Source organism: Porifericola rhodea (assembly GCF_030506305.1).
Lineage (GTDB): Bacteria > Bacteroidota > Bacteroidia > Cytophagales > Cyclobacteriaceae > Catalinimonas > Catalinimonas rhodea.
In genome coordinates this window covers 4535648-4553803 of the sequence record NZ_CP119421.1, presented here as the reverse complement: position 1 = coordinate 4553803, position 18156 = coordinate 4535648, and the positions used below count along the sequence as shown (strand labels likewise).

The window sequence follows — 18156 nt, the reverse complement described above, 5'->3', positions numbered from 1 at the left end:
TTTGTGCTATGAAGATTTACACTAAAAGTGGTGATCAGGGGGATACCTCCCTGATCGGTGGGCAACGTGTTCCCAAATCACATGATAAGGTGGAAGCGTATGGTACAGTAGATGAGCTTAACTCATTTATTGGAATACTACGTGATATGCCTTCTAACCAAAAGCGTCAAAATATATTCCAGCATATACAGGAGAACTTATTTGTAATAGGTTCACTCCTGGCTGCGGATGTCAATAATAAACCATCTTATTTGCCAGAACTTCAGGAAAGTGATGTGCTCCAGCTGGAGCAACAAATTGATGAAATGGATGCTAAATTACCTGCCATGAAAAACTTTATCTTGCCTGGTGGACATCCGGATGTTTCCCAATGTCATTTGGCAAGGGCAGTTTGTCGTAGAGCAGAAAGAGCTGTTGTTAGCTTACAAACGCAGGAGCAGATTGATCCTGCAATTATCAAATACCTTAATCGCCTTTCTGATTATCTATTTGTGCTGGCTCGCTATATTGGTCAGGAGTTAGGCGTAGAAGAAATACCCTGGAAGCCCAGATCTAAGTAAAGTTTATAGTAGAAGCTAGCCTAATTATCAAGAATAGATGAGCCACCTTTCCTTACTGGAACTGAACAAAATTGTAAAAGAAGCATTAGCCACTCAATTAGAGCCCACTTACTGGATAGTAGCAGAGATAGGAGAAATGCGGCTGACCCAGAAAGGGCATTGCTATCTGGAGCTGGTTGAAAAAGACAATCAGTATCTCTTAGCCAAAAACAGAGCGACAATCTGGAGTTATGCCTATCGCAAAATCAGCGGTTGGTTTGAGGCAATTACTGGTGAAAGCCTTAAGGCTGGAATGAGCGTCTTGTGTCAGGTAGAAGTAGCCTTTCATGAGGTTTATGGCATGAGCCTCAACATCAAAGATATAGATGCTAATTATACATTAGGAGAAAGGGCCCGAAAGAAGCAGGAGGTGCTTGCGCAACTGGCTGAGGAAGGTGTACTGGAAATGAACAAAGGCTTGCAGCTACCTACCGTACCTCAAAAAATAGCAGTTATCAGTTCACCTACTGCGGCCGGTTTGGGAGATTTTCTAGACCAGATCTCAAAAAACAGATATCGCTATCAGTTTAATGTAAAGCTGTACAAAGCTATCATGCAGGGTCAGCAGGCCGAGCAAAGTATAGTAGATGCTATGCTACGGGTATTTCAGAAGCTGGAAAGCCAGGCAGGTGCTTATGATATTTTAGTGATTATCAGGGGAGGAGGTGCCCAGGTAGATCTGGATTGCTTTGACTGTTATGATATTGCCGCCCACATTGCACAGTTTCCCATTCCGGTAGTTACGGGTATTGGTCACGAGAGGGATGAAACCGTGGCAGATTTGGTCGCACATACTCGCATGAAAACTCCTACCGCAGTAGCCGAGTTTCTAATTAATGGTGCCTTAAGTTTTGATGAGAAATTAGAAGAGCTATGGTATAGAATTTCTAAAAGATCACAGACTACCCTTAAGGAGCATCATTATGCGTTGGATAATCATGCCCATCATTTAAGGTATAGTTCAGGTAAAAAGCTTCAGGATGAGGCTCACAATCTGGAACAGTACAGCAATCGCCTGCAATTTTACAGCAAGCAACAGATTAGGTCCCACTCAGAGAAGTTAAAGGGTTTTAAAAAAAGTCTACAGTCTAAAATGCAAACCAAGTTTACCACTTTGCAAAATAAATTGACGAGCTACGAAAAATTTTTGCAGGCTTCAGATCCTGAGCAAATTCTAAAAAGAGGCTTTACCTTTACTACTGTTAACGGTAAGCCAATTACTGATGTCAAAGCTATAAATGAGGGAGATCAACTAAGCACAACTACTTCAGAAAGTAAAATACTTAGCAGAATAGAAAGTATTCAGAAAAGAAATAATAATGAGTCCAAAAAAGAAAACTAAAGAGATAAAATATCAGGAAGCTCTAGATGAACTAGAATCTATTGTGGCAGAAGTAGAAAATGATACAATGGATGTAGATATACTTTCTGAACGTATTTCCAGAGCACTAGAATTGATTAACTATTGTCGCAGTAAACTTAAAGATACCGAAAACATGATTCAGAAAGCTTTTGAGGGTGAGGAGGAAGAAGATTAGCATAAATCCGGTTTAACATTAACCATAATTTTATTATGCTGTTTTAGCTATACTGAGAATTAACTTTTTCTAAATTCAATTTTTAAAACTAACTGACTTATGAAATTAAGCTATTATGGACATTCTTGCTTTGCTGTAGAGCTAAAAGGCAAGAAAGTACTTTTTGACCCATTCATCTCACCCAACGAACTGGCTAAAGATATTGATCCTGCTCAGGTAGAAGCAGACAATATCCTGATTAGTCATGGTCATCAGGACCATATTGCGGATGCGGTAGATATTGCCAAAAGAACGCAGGCTACCGTTATATCTAATTTTGAAATCATCACCTGGCTGCAAGACAAAGGAATAGAGAATGTAGTACCTATGAACCTTGGCGGCTTAGTAGAGCTTGATTTTGGAAAAGTAAAGTATGTAAATGCTGTACACTCCTCTATGCTACCTGATGGTTCATATGGCGGAAATCCTGGAGGCTTTGTTGTAATGGCTGATGAATGTAACTTTTACTATGCTGGAGATACTGCTCTTACGCTGGACATGCAATTAATCCCTCGCTATACTAAACTGGATCTTGCCATCCTTCCTATAGGGGACTGCCTGACTATGGGTATTGAGGATGCTATTACCACTTGTGATTTTATACAGTGCAACAAAGTGATGGGGGTTCATTATGATACATTTCCTAATATTAAAATTGATCATAATAAAGCAGTTGAACGCTTTAGAAAGGCGGATAAGGATCTACAATTAGTAAAAATTGGCGATACAGTAAATTTCTAATCTTACTATTACCAGAGCGTAGCACAAGCTACGTTCCTTTTTTGTATGCATAAATCAGAAGATACGGCAGCAGATGTTTACGGTCGGGCTTTATACGATTACTTCCTCAATGGTAAAGCCGACAATCTGTATCTGAATACCAGCTACGGAGAGGTTGAAGAAATGCCGGTAGACTGGTTTTTTCGCGACGAAGAAGATTTCCCAGAGCTGGAAGCCCAGGCACTAAATGCTGCCTTCGGCAAGATTCTGGATATAGGGGCAGGAGTAGGTAGCCATGCTATTTACCTGCATGAGCAAGGCAAAAATGTGGATGCTCTTGACCTTTCACCTTTCTGCATAGAAATTATGAAGCAGCGCGGACTAAGTCAGGTGTACCACCAGTCCTTTTGGGAGCCTCTACCCACAAAATACAATACATTATTGCTGCTGATGAATGGTATAGGTATAGTAAACAACCTTGAAGGGCTGAGAAAATTTCTGACACAGGCAAAAGAATGGCTCTTACCCGGTGGGCAAATTTTGTTTGACTCAAGCGATTTGAGCTATTTGTATGATGACATTAAGCTGAACCAATATCCATATAAAGGAGAAATTCAGTATCAATACCAGTACAGGAGGCAAAAGGGTGAATGGTTCTCCTGGCTATACGTTGATCAGCAAACTATGAGCAGATTTGCGTCAGAAGCCGGTTGGCATATGCAAATACTTACCGAAGATAACAATGACCAATACCTCGCCCGTTTAGTGCACCCTTAAAACCAGATTAGAAACCAGAAATAAAACTGGCTTATCACTTGGTTCAGAGTAGACCAGCTAAACTCTTCCCTGCGCTTTACGCAAAAAGGCACCCTCACCTGACAGTTTAAACTGTATGATAACGATGGAGCGGATTATAATGATCAGTAATAGCGGCATAATTGAATAGTGCAGCTCCTGGGGCAGCACCGTCCAGAAGCAGAGTGCAAAAGCAGCAAGTAAAGCAGTTACCATAAAATGGTACTTCAACATCACTTTAAACTTGTCAATCAGTAGAAAAAACAAGGCAATAAAGTGAGTGGGAAAGCCCCAGAGAAGGTTCCAGTTGTTGGCTGCAGATATATGGTTAGTAAAAAACCATAGGAAAATCACCAGACAGCCGTATAGGCTTAGCAACAGAAAAAACACCAGATCAAACAGGTAAAACTTGTGTTTCTTAACTTTGTACTCGTAAAATGTACCCAGTACCACCAAAGCAAACAGTACCCAGAATACAGTTGCAGGAGTTAATAGCGTTTCCAGGTTAGGAGTGCTGGATCGCCCCTCATATAAAGTGTTTGTAAGGGCGACAAGCGGGCGATCAGAGCCATCAGCATTTTGTAAGCGAGCACTGGCAAAAGCCTTAAACAAATATTCAGGCTGATACATATACTCAAAAGGTGTAGCCTTCCTGTCAATTTTCGCACCGAGGCCCAGGTCAATCCCTAAATCTCCCCAGGCATGCTGGTCTTTGTCTTCAATATAAATGTCAATCAGGTCGCGGATGCTATAGTCAAGAGTGTCGGCATAAGAGTAGTCAAATTGTAAGGTGTCTCCCAACACTTCCATCAGTACATCTCTGGGTCGGGTGGCACAATTATCAAAGAAGTAATCGTAATAATAGTTCTGGTTTTCTGGCAGGCTGTTGATGCGCAAAAAATTAAACACCCTGCTCTTTTGTTCATACGTTAGGTTCAGCACCTGCTCTTTAACCGTTCTGTCAAAATAGCTATACTGGTAGAGAAAGCGGTTAAACTCTGCCGTACCTAGCTTGTAGAGTAAATAACCCTTCGCAAAATTGACGTAAAAGTTGGGCTGGTCAAAGTCAAACACCCCGTAGTTGTAAGCCATGTCAAAGCCAGTGACAGGATCATGTACCCGAATAGCACTATGCCCGAAAGCTTCAAACAGGGCAGAGCCCGGAGCGCAGGTAATCAGACTGATTTTTGATTGTGGCGAAATAAATACATCCCCCTGAGATTGGGCACGCGCCGCTATAGGTAAAAGCAAGGGGCTCAGCAGGTTGATAGTAAAAAGTAAGATTAAACTAAGAGGAAGTTTCTTAGGAAAAGGCAACATAAGCGCTATTTGTTTATTGACTCCCAGGATTAATAACCCTATTTACTGGCTAAACTAAAACTAAAGTTTTATAATTCAATGATAATCATTCAGAGAGATTCAGCTTATCTTGAACAACAACCTATTGGCTATTTGAAACTATGCAACACCTGGAGTTTAAACTCAACACTATTCGTTTTCATGTCCGCAGCTTACCTTTAATTTTACTCATCATCTTTAGTTTTGCGCACCTTCCACTTTTGGCTCAGCAAAACATTGGGCGAGCTGAGCCTGAACCCTTTCCTACAGTAGATGGCTATAAAGGAATATGGTTTACCCTAAATCAATTCTATGAATACGGCGATAAGTATTCAGGCGGGCTGGGGACTTATACTGCCAAGCATAATCCTTTAGCTATTTACGCGGAAGAAGTTGACAAAACCTTTTTCGTATATGGTGGCACCCGTGCCGAAAATGAAAAATATCTGCTGTGCATGATCGGCAGCTACGATCATAAGAGCCATACGCTGAGTAAACCAATTATTGTGCATGACAAGGAGGGCGTGGATGATCCACACGACAATCCCAGCCTATCTATAGATGCGCAGGGCTATCTGTGGGTTTTTGTCAGTGGCAGGGGTAAGGTTCGGCCCGGCTATAAGTACAAAAGCACTCGCCCATATGATGCATCCAGCTTTGAACGGGTATCTACCGAAGAGCTTACTTATCCTCAGCCCTGGTATTTGAAAGAACAAGGTTTTCTGCACCTCTTTACTAAGTATACTGGCGTACGTGAGCTATATTATGAAAGCAGCAAGAATGGTAGAGATTGGACGCAAGATCATAAATTAGCTGGTATTAGAGCTGATGGAGATGACAAAGGCGGACATTACCAAATGAGTAAAGCTAAGGGTAACAAAGTCGTGACCTTCTTTAACTGGCACCCGAATGGTAATGTAGACCAGCGTACCAATTTATATTACCTACAGACTACTGATCTGGGTAACACCTGGACTACGGCAGAGGGTGAGGCTATAGAACTGCCCCTTACCAAGCTGGATAACAGCGCACGCCTACAAAATTATTATACTCAGCAGAAGAATGTATACCTCAAAGACGTAGACTTTGACCGTAATGCTAATCCTATTGGCTTATATATCACAAGCAGAGGCCATGAGCCAGGACCAGATAATGGCCCACGTGAATGGCATGTGATACACTGGAATGGAACGGAGTGGTCAGACCATATAGTGACTACATCAGATCATAATTATGATATGGGCAGCCTTATCATCAATGATCAGGAGTGGATGATCGTGGCTCCCACGAAAAATAAGCCTCAGCAGTATGGTGGAGGTGGGGAGATAGAGATTTGGGTAAGTACAGATGAAGGTAAAAGCTGGAAGAAGAAGTTGCAGTTAAGTCAGGGCAGTGATCGGAATCATAATTATGTTCGCAAAGTGTTCCACGGTAAAGATCCATTTTTGTATTTCTGGGCTGATGGCAATCCTGATCAGTTTAGCCGATCAGAAATGTATTTTGGAGACAGTCAGGGTAACTACTGGAAACTACCCTACGAGATGTCGAAAAGTGAGGCGGAGCCAGTACCCATGAAATAAAAATAAGTACTGTGCTGCGCTGTATTGCAGATAAGTACTATCGCAGGAATACTTCTTCCTTTACTTTAGTTTCGATGTTATAGAAGGCTGCAAAACAGTGAATTAACGCATATGGACTTAGCTGAATATTTAAAAAGAATTAATTATCAGGGAGGACTGCCTCCTGATATTCAGAACTTAAAAGCCCTACACAGGGCACACGTTAGCCATGTGCCATTTGAGAACCTGGATATTCATTACGGTAGAAAAATTGTGTTGGATGAAAAGCACTTTTACCATAAAGTAGTCAGGGAGAAGCGTGGAGGATTTTGCTATGAACTGAATGGCTTGTTTGCCTCTGCTTTGCAAATGCTGGGTTATCAGGTGTATCGTGTGGCAGCCAGGGTATATCAGCCAGAAGAAGAAAGTTATGGTCCTGACTTTGCCCATATATCACTTTTGCTTAGTCTGGAGAATCAAAACTATCTGCTGGATGTAGGCTTTGGAAGTAGTTTTCCTGAACCGCTTTTGATTCAATGGGATAAGGTGCAGGAGCAGGATACCGTGCAGTATGTTCTTGAGCAAGAGGAGGAGGAATACATTACGATTCAGCGTTCTTATGATCAGGGGCAAAGTTTTGTGCCTATGTATCAGTTTCGTATGCAGCCCTACCAGCTCCAGGATTTCACTCAGGGCTGCCATTATCACCAAAACTCAGAAGAATCTCCCTTATACCGGAAAAAGCTATGCTCCATTGCTACGGCAGCAGGAAGAATTACGCTGACCTCTAATCACCTGACTATCACCGAAGGTGAAAAACGTACAAAAATAGTCATCAAAGATGAAGTAGACTTCAGAGATAAATTATTAGAGTACTTTGGAATACGAATACCTTTTGCACAACCTCAGTAGACAGTGCTCACCTTCTGAGCTAAAGAAAATGAGCTTTTTATGTTTTATTGGCTTATCTGATTAATAGGGCTAAGCATAACTTTTCTGAATTCTACCTCAGCGCCTTCGGCCTGTAAGGCGATTTGCCCTGAGCTGGCAGTACATTCATAGCCATAATTGACTAATTCATCGTTCAGCCAGACTTTGATCTCCGCATCTACACATTCTATTCGCATGCTGTTCCACTCGCCCAGAGGTTTTTCGGTACCATCAGTCAGATTCAGGATTCTGCGTTTTTTACCTTCTGTAATGCCCCATTCCTCTTTAGGTCCGCGGCGAGCCAGCATATCTGGAACTTTGATGTCTTCAACTATACACCAGAAATCTCCGGCATTTTCATGCATCATCTGTACCTCTATGGATTTGGGAAACATTTCATACAAAGCCCGAGGTGTAGAGGCATGCACCAGTACACCGCAGTTACCCGGATCAGCGGCAAAGCGGTATTCAACTTCCAATCGGTAGTTCTCATAGGATGCATCGCTAATCAAATGTCCACCGGGAGTACCCAGGCTGACCAATTTGCCATCTCTTACAATAAATGGAGCTCTGGCGTCAGAGTTTTTGTCCATTTCGGGTACATCCATATGCCATCCATCAAGATTTTTGCCATTAAACAGGTTCTTACTTTGGGCAAGCGTATTATGGTGGGTGAAAGAGAAAAGCAGAAAAGCGAGACAACTTGCTTTTAGTAGATGAGTCATTGGTAGTAAAGTGTAAGTCGTATTAGTAAAATATGAGTATTCAGTCATGAATATAGTTACTTCTACAGGACTTCACTATAGAGTAGAGAAAGAACTTTGCTCCGAAGGCGGCTTAAACTCTTGCACAGGTTATACAGAAAAATGAATAAGGTAGGAGGGAAGCAATAATAATCTATAGTGTAAGTACTTAACAATCAGTAAGAATATAGGCATCAGCAAGGGCTAAGCTATAAGCTTTGGGTTTGATCATATTTACACTTTAGACTTTCAACAAGAAGGGCGTACAGAAGTAGAAATGAAAAAAAGCATAGAGTAACTAAGACCCTATGCTTGTGAGTAATTTAAACCGGATCAACTTCACTTTCTCTGCCCCAGAAACGAAGTTTACGGCAACTTACAATGTATGAGGATAAGCTATCCGCACTTTGTAGTTTGATACAGCCTTCATCCAGGCTTTCTGCGATACCCGCTTTTTGTAGTAATGGCATAGCAGCGTCTGTATAGCCTATAAATTTTAGGTGCGCAAAAGCATCGGCCACAAAGTCACGTGCAGTTGGTTCTTTTACCAGTGTTTTTACACCTTCATCAGATAGTAGTATGACTACCGCATCGTATAGTACCGAAGGTCCACCATCTATTTTTTGTTTACCTTCTACCCAGCTACCATCGCTTAGCTTAACGCCACCTACCATAGGAGTAACGGTTTCTACCATTGTGCCCTCAGCTTTGGCAGCATCTTGTAGAGCTTTGAATAGTTCAGAATCTGCGCCATCAGATAAGAAAACGCCTATCTTGCGACCCTTAAAGCTCTCCGGCCCGTTTTTGATGATGCTAAGTGCCGGTGATTCCTTTAGGTCCTTACGAGTTGGTTTAGCGGCCTTGGCTGGTGCAGGCATTTCCTGTAAGCGTAAGCCTTCGGCTACTTTTTTTGCCAGTCCTTCATCTACATTTAGTAAGTGAGAAACTACTCTTACTCGTATATCCGGTCTTTCTACTTTACTAAGCTCAAAGACTATTGCATCTGCCATATGGTTCTGTTCTACAGCAGTTTGGCTAATATAAAACTGGCGTGCCTGGCTGTAGTGGTCAGCAAAGCTTTCTGGCCTGATGCGCTCTTTATAACCGCTCTCATGAGCAGGGTAAGAGGTAAAACCTTTGGTCGGCGACTCTCTCGGGCCTCCTTCTGCTCCCCATGAGTTAGGCTCGTAATTAGCCCTGCCCTTAGGGTTATGCATAGCCATGTGGCCGTCTTGCTGAAAGTGGTGGAAAGGACACTTAGGCGCATTAATGGGTATATGTGTGAAGTTAGGACCTCCTAAACGTTTGAGCTGGGTATCCAGATAAGAGAAGTTTCTTCCCTGTAGCAGCGGGTCATTGGTAAAATCTATACCCGGTACAATGTTCTGAGTACAGAAGGCTACCTGTTCCGTTTCTGCAAAGAAATTATCTACTACACGGTTAAGCACCAGACGGCCTACCGGGCGTACCGGTACCTCTTCTTCAGGAATAATCTTGGTAGCGTCTAATACATCAAAGTCAAACTTTTCGGCAAAATCCTCATCAAAGAGCTGCATGCCAAGTTCCCACTCAGGATAATCACCACTTTGTATGGCATCCCAAAGGTCGCGACGATGAAAATCAGGGTCGGCACCATTTATTTTAACAGCTTCATTCCACACTACTGACTGAAGTCCCTGCTTGGGTTTCCAGTGGAACTTAACGAAGGTTGATTTTCCTTCAGCATTAACCAGCCTGAAAGTATGTACTCCAAATCCTTCCATTGTACGGAACGAGCGAGGAATGGCACGGTCCGACATGATCCACATAATCATATGGATGCTCTCAGGCATTAGCGACACAAAATCCCAAAAGTTATCGTGTGCGGTCTGTGCCTGAGGGAAGGCACGATCTGGCTCAGGTTTGGCGGCATGTATCAGGTCAGGAAATTTGATGGCATCCTGTATAAAGAATACCGGAATGTTATTTCCTACAATATCCCAATTACCCTCTTTAGTATACAGCTTTACGGCAAAACCACGAACGTCACGTGCTAAATCAAAAGAACCTTTGTTCCCGGCTACTGTAGAGAAGCGTACAAAGGCTGGTGTTTTCTCTCCGGCACGCTGAAAGAGGTCAGCAGAAGAGTATTCTGCAAGTGATTCGTACGTTTCAAAATAGCCGTGAGCAGCATAACCTCTGGCGTGTACTACACGCTCAGGAATACGCTCATGGTCAAAGTGAAAAATCTTTTCGCGGAAGTGAAAATCTTCCAATGCGCTAGGTCCGCGGCTACCTATTTTTAGTGTATTTTGATCGTCAGATACAGGAATGCCCTGTTGGGTGGTTAAAATCTGATTGCCATCGGCAGCAGTTTGGTGAGTTTCTCCACCATGACCCTGTTCTACCTCCTGGTCTGAATAATTAACCTTGGTACGCTGGTGTTGAGCGCTTTTAGAATTCTCTTGAGACATGCTAATAGAGATTAAAAAGAATGATTAAAAAATTTATAGAAAAAAATAGATGTAATGTTTAACATCCTGACCTAAATGTAAGCTTTAAATTATATTATGAAAACACTCACATGCTGATTTTTTTTGCGCTAAGAATTCCAAATAATTGACCTATTGTGAAATAAAGAGCGCTTTGGTAAGTATATCTATTACTTTACTGTAGCTGTAGATTGATATATGCTTTTTATAGAAAATAAAATATTATACCATTTAGCAATTATCATTTCAACTTTGTGAACTAAAAGTTACTTGATTGTCAACAGTATATACTTAAGTGAGTGATAATAATCATTACATTTCGCTAAGTAATACCTATTAGCATCAATAGTATTATGCTAGGATAATGCGTAATTAATAAAAGAAATAGTTTTTGGCTGATACAAAGATGGTTTTTCACTATACTCATAGCTTCTGTGGTTGACTGAAAAGCTTCTGGCTCAAGTCAGTTGATAGAAGCCCATGTGTGGTTTTGCTTTAGGAAGATCTCTTTAGGGCCTGCTGGTCTTTAAATAGGTTTTTTAAAGAGTGCTCAGCTCTTGTGTACTCTTTGCCGACCCTCAGGATTGAGTGCACGGCCTTGTGCAATGAATCCTGACCCTCAGGAACGACTGCTCAGCCCTTGTGCACTCTTTTCTGACCCTCAGGAACGACTGCACTTACATGTGCACACAATCCTGAGCCTATAGAAAGAGTGCACAGCATACATAAATCTATACATATGTGTTAGAAGCAACGATCAGACGCTTTTTAGATTAGTCTACTGCATTTTTCTGAAAACACACACAAGTGCTTTCGCTCCTTCTTTATGCAAGCAAGGGAATAGATGGGGGTATACCTTTGTGATAGTTGAAAAATTAAGAAGTGAATGAGACAGTCTATTGTGTATTTTCTTTCTTCATCGCGCAATGCCATTGAAATTAGCATGAAGAACAAAACCATCCTGAAAAAACTTAAAAGTGTGGGCTATGACCTGCCTAAGCTTAAGGAGGGTAAGGTATTAAATGAAGAAGCCACTATTATGCAGATGATGTACAAAGAGAAGTACGGAAATCAGTATAATAACAGCCAGAACTTCTACACTCAAAAGAAAGATACTGAGAAAAATTACAAGAAACACCTTCAATTGGCACGTGTAGCCTATTATGAAGACAAGGAAATGATCAACCGACTGCACCTGGGGCGTCAGAGCTATGCGGTAGATCAGTGGTTAGAAAGGGCCAAAACCTTTTACACGGTAATCTTAGACGATACTACAAAAATGAATGCATTTGGTATTAGCGTAAGCGAACTGGACCAGATGCTGGCAGAGGTAGAAGCCCTGATTGCCAGCCGTCAGGACCAGATTAGTAGCAAGGGCGAAGCACAGAATGCAACCCAGCAAAGAAATGATGCTTTTGATGCTTTAGATGCCTGGATGCGTGACTTTAGAAAGGCCGCACGTTTTGCTATGCGTGATGAGCCACAACTATTAGAGTCGTTAGGAATTAAAGTAGCGAGTACGTATTAATAATAAGTGATGCTTCCGGGTGAAATAGCCCGGAAGTTCTTTTTATCTGCCTGCACCTTTCTTACTCCGCCTTCTCTACTCTTACTCCTATAGACAAGACTTCCTTAAGAGAGTCGGTGCGCATAAACTGCTCCAGCCTGATCTGGTAAGTACCGGCACTGTCAAACTCAAATTCTGGTAAAGCCATAATCTGATGGCTAAAGATATCACCCATACCGCTACCGTAAGGCTTGCCAGTTTTGGGGTCAAAAAGCAGCATGTTGTGAAGATCGGTAGAGATGGTACGCCCAAGCGTATCCTCTAAAAAATAGGTGACATACAAATTACGAAAAGGATAATTAGAGGCATTTCGTACATTCCAGTAGATATTATACTGCTGATTAGGTTCGCTGATCTCAAAACGAAAACTAGGAACAGAGTCTACATGCCATACCTTATCGGCAAAGTCATAATTTTCTTCGTAAACTCGCTGATCGTCGCAGGCGGCTAAGCTTAGTAAACAGGAAAATACAAATATGATGAGTTGTGGTCTAAACGCTTTCAATGTCAAATAAGTCAGTTGAACTAATATGTGCCCAAAACTAAAAAAAAAACGCATCGGAGCAGATAATCACCGCCGATGCGTAAGTTTTTTTAATCATTTTTTTTGTTACGGTTCCTGCGTTTGCCGCTCTTTTTCTTTTTGCGCTTTTTCTTGTTGTATTTCTTGTCCATTTTGACAAGGTCGTTGTTCAGCACATTTTCATCTTCCAGGGCGGAGACTGCATTTTCCTGTAGCGTATCGGGTATTACTTTCTTTCTGTTCAGTTCCAGTATTTCCTTCACTCTGGAGACTTTAAGAGGAATCCACGAGTTTTCTTTCTCATAGCTAAACCACATGATCTTACGGAAAATATCGGTTTTCTGAAGCGTGGCGGGGCCGCTCTTGGTCTGTAGCGGTGTGCTCAGCTCGGGGATATCTTCCAGCGCACTCATATAGGTCTCCAACTCGTAGTTGAGGCAGCACTTTAAACGGCCACATTGCCCCGAAAGCTTGCTGGGGTTGAGTGATAAATTCTGGTAACGAGCTGCTGAGGTAGACACGCTTTTAAAATCGCTCAGCCAGGTGGAGCAGCAGAGCTCACGGCCACAAGATCCTATACCTCCGAGTCTTCCGGCTTCCTGACGCAGACTTATCTGACGCATTTCTACCCGTATCTTAAACTCACCCGCCAGTATTTTAATAAGCTCACGAAAGTCCACACGACTGTCTGCCGAATAGTAGAAGGTCGCTTTATTATTATCTGCCTGGTACTCTACATCAGAAAGCTTCATAGACAGTTGCAGGTCGTCTATAATCTGGCGCGTACGGTAAAGGGTAGGCATTTCACGGTTAAGTACCCTCTCAAAAGCCTCCAGATCCTTTTCGTTAGCTATGCGGTAAATTTTGCGAATGTCATCGTTGTTTGCGACTTTCTTCTTTTGCATCTGCAAGCGTACCAGCTCTCCTTGCAGAGATACGTAGCCGATATGATGCCCATTGGGCACGTCCACCACTACGGGGTCTCCGGTGGTAAGGTCAATGTCGTCTGTATTTCTAAAAAACTCTTTTCTACCGCCTTTAAATTTAACTTCAATGATATCAAATGTGCTGTGGGAGGGTAAATCCATATTGGACAGCCAGTCAAACACATTCATCTTATTGCAAGCTCCGGTACCGCAACCGCCGTTGTTCTGACAACCGCCTACGGCAGTACCGTTCCCTGAGCTACAAGTACTGCATCCCATATTAATATCTATATATTATCAGAAAAGACTAAAAACAGAGTGATTAGCCTTTGTCCTACATTGTGAAAAATAAATAATACTACTTTGTGATTGTAAAAGCAGCTAGTGATTTGCTTTTATAATGACAAAAATAGATTAGCGAAGATATTAAGTAAAAATTACTTTACAATCAAATGGAGCTCTCCACAATTGCGAAATCTTCAATAAGACTCAGGTATAAAAGTAGAGTTTTTGAGTATTTTAACTCACTAATATTTTTGAGTAACTCAATAAGACGGAAAGATATAGCATCAATTTAGCCAATTACTGAAGATTAATATTCCTTACAAATGATCGTAAAGTTGGCAGAGTGCTGATAAAAACAATAGGGCAGAGGTGGTATTTTCTGCCCTATAGAATTGGCTCAGGCTAAGAAAGATTATATCCTGTATATCAACAAGATAGATGCTTTCTATTAAAAGTGTTGATCATGATACAAGTGTATAGCTGCGATAATGCAGACATTTGCTTATAGCGCCATCAGGTCCTGACCAATATCTTTACGATAGTATAGTCCCTCCCACTGAATCTTTTCTACCGCCTGATAACTGTTTTGTAATGCCTCCTGAATGCTTTTGCCTTTTCCGGTAATGGCGAGTACCCGACCTCCGTTGGTGAGTACCTGATCATCTTTGGCTTTGGTGCCTGCATGAAATACCTGAGCGCTATCCACAGCATCAAATCCGCTGATCTTTTTGCCTTTGGCATAAGCCCCAGGATAGCCTTCTGATACCATTACCACGGTGGTAGCTATATCCTGAGAGAGTTGCAGTTGTACGGTGCTTAAATTCTGTCGGGCAGCGGCAAGTAGAATGGGCAGGAGGTCATTTTCAATACGAGGGATCACTACCTGCGTTTCAGGGTCACCCATGCGCACATTGTATTCAATCACATAAGGATCTCCGTTTACATTCATCAGGCCGATAAATATAAATCCGCGATAGTCAATATTATCTTTCTGTAGCCCCTCTATGGTAGGTTTAACAATGCGCTCTTCTACTTTATCTAAAAAGTTCTGATCGGCAAAAGGGACAGGACTAACCGCACCCATTCCTCCGGTATTAGGTCCGCTGTCTTGCTCTCCAATTCTTTTGTAGTCTTTAGCCTCAGGCAGGATGACATAGTCTTTACCATCTGTAAGTACGAAAACAGAGAGTTCAATACCCTGCAAATAGTCTTCAATAACTACTTTATGGCTGGCATTACCAAATTTTGCGTCTACCAGCATTTCTTTTAATGTTTCTTCAGCTTCCTCATAGCTCGGACTGATGATCACACCTTTACCTGCTGCCAGACCATCTGCTTTAAGAACAATAGGGAGTTTGCGGCTACGCAAAAAAGACATACCTTCTTCCAAAGTATCTTTGGTAAATGTTTTTGAAGCCGCAGTAGGAATTTTGTGCTTCTCCATGAATGCTTTGGCGAAATCTTTACTGCCTTCCAGTTCAGCACCATCCTGTCCAGGACCTACAATTGCGAGGTCTTTTAAGTCGTCTAACTGTTTGAGATAGTCTGTAATACCTGCTACTAATGGAGCTTCAGGGCCTACTATTAATAATTGTATATCATTTTCTCTGATAAAATCTGCGATTTGTTTTTTTCCAGCTTCATCAAAAGAATTGCCTAAATCGGGGAGGTTTGTAGCTACTAATGAGGTTCCTGCATTGCCAGGAGCTACAAATAGTTGTTCGCACTCTGTGCTTTGGCTGATTTTCCAGGCCAGGGCATGTTCACGTCCGCCAGCACCGAGGATCAGTATATTCATATAAAAAGAAGGTTACAAGTTGCTATTTAGCCTGTAAAGCTAAGAAAAAAGAATAGCAACCCGCAACCTTCCTTTAAAGGAATACTCCTTCAATAATTAGTTTGCGTATTCCGACATAAACTTAACACGCATTAGCCTTAGTTCTTCTTCTGAATAATCACTTCCAAACTCTTCCAAAGCCAGTTCTATGCTATCGGAGTCAGCGCTAAGAAAGTAGTCATAAAGGTCATCCTGTTGATCTTCATCTAAGATCTGATCAATGTAATAATCTAGCTTAAGCTTGGTGCCAGAGTAGCAGATCAGTTCAATCTCATCTAATAACTCATCCATGCTGATAGAGCGAGACTCTGCAATCTCTTCCAGGTCTACCTTCTTATCAATCTGCTGGATAATGAATATTTTGTTTTTAGACTTGTTAACTGCTGATTTAATGACTACGTCAGCAGCTGTTACAATATCATTTTCCTCAACATACTTGCTGATAGCTTCAATAAACGGCGCTCCAAACTTCATCACTTTACCCATACCTACACCATTGATGGCAGCCAGTTCGTCTTTACTGGTTGGGTAAGTGGTAGCCATTTCTTCCAGAGAAGGCTCCTGGAAAACTACGTAAGGAGGAACATTTTTCTTTTTACTTACTTCTTTACGAAGCTTTTTAAGGATGTCAAATAAAGACTGATCGTAAGATTTGCTGCCACCGTTATGACCAGCGGAGGCATTGTTTCCTTCAAACTCTTCTTCTTCACCCAGGTCTTCGTACACATGGTCTTTAGAAAGGGAAATTGAATGAGGGTTAAGGATAAACTCTCGTCCTTTATCAGTAAGTTTTAAAGAACCGATGTTTTCAATGTCTTTTTCCAGAAACTCAAAAAGCAAAGTCTGGCGAACAACTGAGTTCCAGAAGAAGTCATTTTCCTCTTTACCTTTTCCGTATACAGATAGCTTGTTATGATCGTAGCTAAGCACGTACTGGTTTTCAGATCCACGAATTACTGCTACTAGATGTTGAATACCAAAACGTTCACCAGTTTGCTGCGCTGTTTGCAGCACAGTTTCAACATATGTTTGTCCTTCGTATTGCTCCTTAGGGTTTAGGCAGTTATCGCAGTATCCACAGTCTTCTCTTAGATTTTCTCCGAAGTAGTGTAATAACTGCCTTTTTCTACATACAGAAGACTCAGAGTAGGAAATCATTTCATGCAGAAGCATTCGTGCGTTGTCTCTTTCAGTGACGGGTTTGTCTTTGTTGAATTTCTCCAGCTTAAGGATATCGTTATAGCTGTAGAACATTAAACACTTACCCTCTAAACCATCACGACCGGCACGGCCAGTTTCCTGATAGTATCCTTCCAGAGATTTGGGTACATTATAGTGAATGACAAACCGTACGTCGGGCTTGTCTATACCCATGCCGAAAGCGATGGTAGCCACTATTACGTCTACATCCTCATTAAGGAACGCATCCTGATTGCGCATACGAACCGAAGGTTCCAAACCTGCGTGATAAGGCGCAGCATTGATGTCATTCACTTTAAGAAACTCAGCAATTTCTTCTACTTTCTTTCTGCTGAGGCAGTAGATGATGCCAGACTTACCCTTGTGTTGTTTTATAAACTGGATAAGCTGCTTTTTTGCCTGTTTTTTGGGGCGAACCTCATAATATAAGTTTTCACGATTAAATGATGACTTAAAAAGGTCGGCATCTTCCATCTGGAGATTCTTTTGAATATCCAGCTGTACTTTAGGTGTAGCTGTAGCGGTTAAAGCAATTACGGGTACGTTATCGCCCAACTGCCCAATAATAGTTTTAATTCTTCTATACTCAGGTCGGAAGTCGTGGCCCCACTCAGAAATACAGTGAGCTTCATCCACAGCTACAAAAGAAATTTTAGCTTCCTGAAGGAATTTAATATTTTCTTCTTTAGTAAGTGACTCTGGAGCAACATACAAGAGCTTAACATCTCCGCTAAGTGTACCTTTTTTCACGCGGTTCATCTCTGATTTGTTGAGCGTGGAGTTAAGGAATTGTGCATTAATATTTAAAGCATTAAGCTGGTCAACCTGGTTTTTCATCAAGGCGATGAGGGGAGATATAACGATCGCAGTTCCTTCCTGAATGATGGCCGGTAGTTGGTAACATAGAGACTTACCGGCTCCTGTAGGCATGATAACAAAAGTATTATTTCTGTTTAGTATATTTCTTATAATTGCCTCCTGATTTCCTCTGAATTGACTGTACCCAAAATACTGCTTAAGATAAGCTTTTAGGTTAGTTTGCTGTTCCACCATTGTCTAAACATTGTTAAATTTAATCTTCTGTAA

15 protein-coding genes are annotated in these 18156 nt (G+C 41.6%); 8 read left to right on the top strand and 7 right to left on the bottom strand.

Annotated elements, in window-relative coordinates:
- Positions 1-8: 8 nt before the first annotated feature.
- The 5 genes from PZB74_RS18630 (at position 9) to PZB74_RS18610 (ending at position 3673) form a co-directional block, all read left to right on the top strand.
- A complete protein-coding gene (locus PZB74_RS18630; protein WP_302238675.1) occupies positions 9-560 on the top strand; it encodes a cob(I)yrinic acid a,c-diamide adenosyltransferase in 552 nt (183 codons plus the stop codon).
- Between the two features lie 37 nt (positions 561-597).
- Complete coding sequence (gene xseA, locus PZB74_RS18625; RefSeq protein ID WP_302238674.1) at positions 598-1941, top strand: exodeoxyribonuclease VII large subunit; 1344 nt, start codon at positions 598-600, stop codon at positions 1939-1941.
- On the top strand, positions 1919-2137 hold the full coding sequence (gene xseB / locus PZB74_RS18620) for an exodeoxyribonuclease VII small subunit (RefSeq protein WP_302238673.1): 219 nt from the start codon (positions 1919-1921) through the stop codon (positions 2135-2137). The genes xseA and xseB overlap by 23 nt, the downstream gene beginning before the upstream one ends.
- Positions 2138-2236: 99 nt before the next feature.
- Complete coding sequence (locus tag PZB74_RS18615) at positions 2237-2917, top strand: metal-dependent hydrolase (RefSeq protein ID WP_302238672.1); 681 nt, start codon at positions 2237-2239, stop codon at positions 2915-2917.
- 45 nt (positions 2918-2962) lie between these two features.
- Positions 2963-3673: a class I SAM-dependent methyltransferase gene (locus PZB74_RS18610; protein ID WP_302238671.1), complete on the top strand. Its 711-nt coding sequence runs from the start codon at positions 2963-2965 to the stop codon at positions 3671-3673.
- Positions 3674-3730: 57 nt separating this feature from the next.
- Here the strand turns inward: PZB74_RS18610 and PZB74_RS18605 are convergent, their stop codons facing one another.
- Entirely contained in the window at positions 3731-5011 is a 1281-nt protein-coding gene (locus PZB74_RS18605; protein ID WP_302238670.1) for a lipoprotein N-acyltransferase Lnb domain-containing protein, read from the bottom strand.
- A gap of 140 nt (positions 5012-5151) precedes the next feature.
- Here PZB74_RS18605 and PZB74_RS18600 point away from each other — a divergent pair, with 140 nt between their 5' ends.
- Positions 5152-6609, top strand: a complete 1458-nt coding sequence (locus PZB74_RS18600) for a BNR-4 repeat-containing protein (protein ID WP_302238669.1) — start codon at positions 5152-5154, stop codon at positions 6607-6609.
- A 111-nt stretch (positions 6610-6720) separates the two neighbouring features.
- Positions 6721-7500, top strand: coding sequence for an arylamine N-acetyltransferase family protein (locus tag PZB74_RS18595; RefSeq protein WP_302238668.1), 780 nt, complete (start codon positions 6721-6723; stop codon positions 7498-7500).
- Positions 7501-7544: 44 nt separating this feature from the next.
- Here the strand turns inward: PZB74_RS18595 and PZB74_RS18590 are convergent, their stop codons facing one another.
- Together PZB74_RS18590 and PZB74_RS18585 are read right to left on the bottom strand one after the other, a co-directional pair.
- Positions 7545-8243, bottom strand: a complete 699-nt coding sequence (locus PZB74_RS18590) for a 3-keto-disaccharide hydrolase (RefSeq protein ID WP_302238667.1) — start codon at positions 8241-8243, stop codon at positions 7545-7547.
- A gap of 341 nt (positions 8244-8584) precedes the next feature.
- Positions 8585-10714 (bottom strand): catalase, encoded by a 2130-nt coding sequence (locus PZB74_RS18585; protein ID WP_302238666.1) that lies wholly within the window; start codon positions 10712-10714, stop codon positions 8585-8587.
- A gap of 904 nt (positions 10715-11618) precedes the next feature.
- On the opposite strand from PZB74_RS18585, the gene PZB74_RS18580 reads away from it, so the two are divergent.
- Positions 11619-12260 (top strand): PQLLE family protein, encoded by a 642-nt coding sequence (locus PZB74_RS18580; RefSeq protein ID WP_302238665.1) that lies wholly within the window; start codon positions 11619-11621, stop codon positions 12258-12260.
- 61 nt (positions 12261-12321) lie between these two features.
- On the opposite strand, the gene PZB74_RS18575 is transcribed toward PZB74_RS18580, so the two are convergent.
- From PZB74_RS18575 to recQ, 4 genes are all read right to left on the bottom strand, one after another.
- Positions 12322-12804, bottom strand: a complete 483-nt coding sequence (locus tag PZB74_RS18575) for a gliding motility lipoprotein GldH (RefSeq protein WP_302238664.1) — start codon at positions 12802-12804, stop codon at positions 12322-12324.
- A gap of 89 nt (positions 12805-12893) precedes the next feature.
- Positions 12894-14027, bottom strand: coding sequence for a PSP1 domain-containing protein (locus PZB74_RS18570; RefSeq protein ID WP_302238663.1), 1134 nt, complete (start codon positions 14025-14027; stop codon positions 12894-12896).
- A gap of 508 nt (positions 14028-14535) precedes the next feature.
- The gene (gene purD, locus PZB74_RS18565) at positions 14536-15831 is read right to left on the bottom strand and encodes a phosphoribosylamine--glycine ligase (RefSeq protein ID WP_302238662.1); all 1296 of its coding nucleotides are present in this window, start codon (positions 15829-15831) and stop codon (positions 14536-14538) included.
- Between the two features lie 96 nt (positions 15832-15927).
- Entirely contained in the window at positions 15928-18123 is a 2196-nt protein-coding gene (gene recQ, locus PZB74_RS18560) for a DNA helicase RecQ (protein WP_302238661.1), read from the bottom strand.
- Positions 18124-18156 lie beyond the last annotated feature (33 nt).

Coding starts and splice junctions, on each gene's coding strand:
- recQ (WP_302238661.1), bottom strand. CDS start 18,123: ATGGTGGAACAGCAAACTAACCTAAAAGCTTATCTTAAGCAGTATTTT.
- PZB74_RS18615 (WP_302238672.1), top strand. CDS start 2,237: ATGAAATTAAGCTATTATGGACATTCTTGCTTTGCTGTAGAGCTAAAA.
- xseB (WP_302238673.1), top strand. CDS start 1,919: ATGAGTCCAAAAAAGAAAACTAAAGAGATAAAATATCAGGAAGCTCTA.
- PZB74_RS18580 (WP_302238665.1), top strand. CDS start 11,619: ATGAGACAGTCTATTGTGTATTTTCTTTCTTCATCGCGCAATGCCATT.
- PZB74_RS18585 (WP_302238666.1), bottom strand. CDS start 10,714: ATGTCTCAAGAGAATTCTAAAAGCGCTCAACACCAGCGTACCAAGGTT.
- xseA (WP_302238674.1), top strand. CDS start 598: ATGAGCCACCTTTCCTTACTGGAACTGAACAAAATTGTAAAAGAAGCA.
- PZB74_RS18610 (WP_302238671.1), top strand. CDS start 2,963: ATGCATAAATCAGAAGATACGGCAGCAGATGTTTACGGTCGGGCTTTA.
- PZB74_RS18600 (WP_302238669.1), top strand. CDS start 5,152: ATGCAACACCTGGAGTTTAAACTCAACACTATTCGTTTTCATGTCCGC.
- PZB74_RS18630 (WP_302238675.1), top strand. CDS start 9: ATGAAGATTTACACTAAAAGTGGTGATCAGGGGGATACCTCCCTGATC.
- purD (WP_302238662.1), bottom strand. CDS start 15,831: ATGAATATACTGATCCTCGGTGCTGGCGGACGTGAACATGCCCTGGCC.
- PZB74_RS18605 (WP_302238670.1), bottom strand. CDS start 5,011: ATGTTGCCTTTTCCTAAGAAACTTCCTCTTAGTTTAATCTTACTTTTT.
- PZB74_RS18595 (WP_302238668.1), top strand. CDS start 6,721: ATGGACTTAGCTGAATATTTAAAAAGAATTAATTATCAGGGAGGACTG.
- PZB74_RS18590 (WP_302238667.1), bottom strand. CDS start 8,243: ATGACTCATCTACTAAAAGCAAGTTGTCTCGCTTTTCTGCTTTTCTCT.
- PZB74_RS18570 (WP_302238663.1), bottom strand. CDS start 14,027: ATGGGATGCAGTACTTGTAGCTCAGGGAACGGTACTGCCGTAGGCGGT.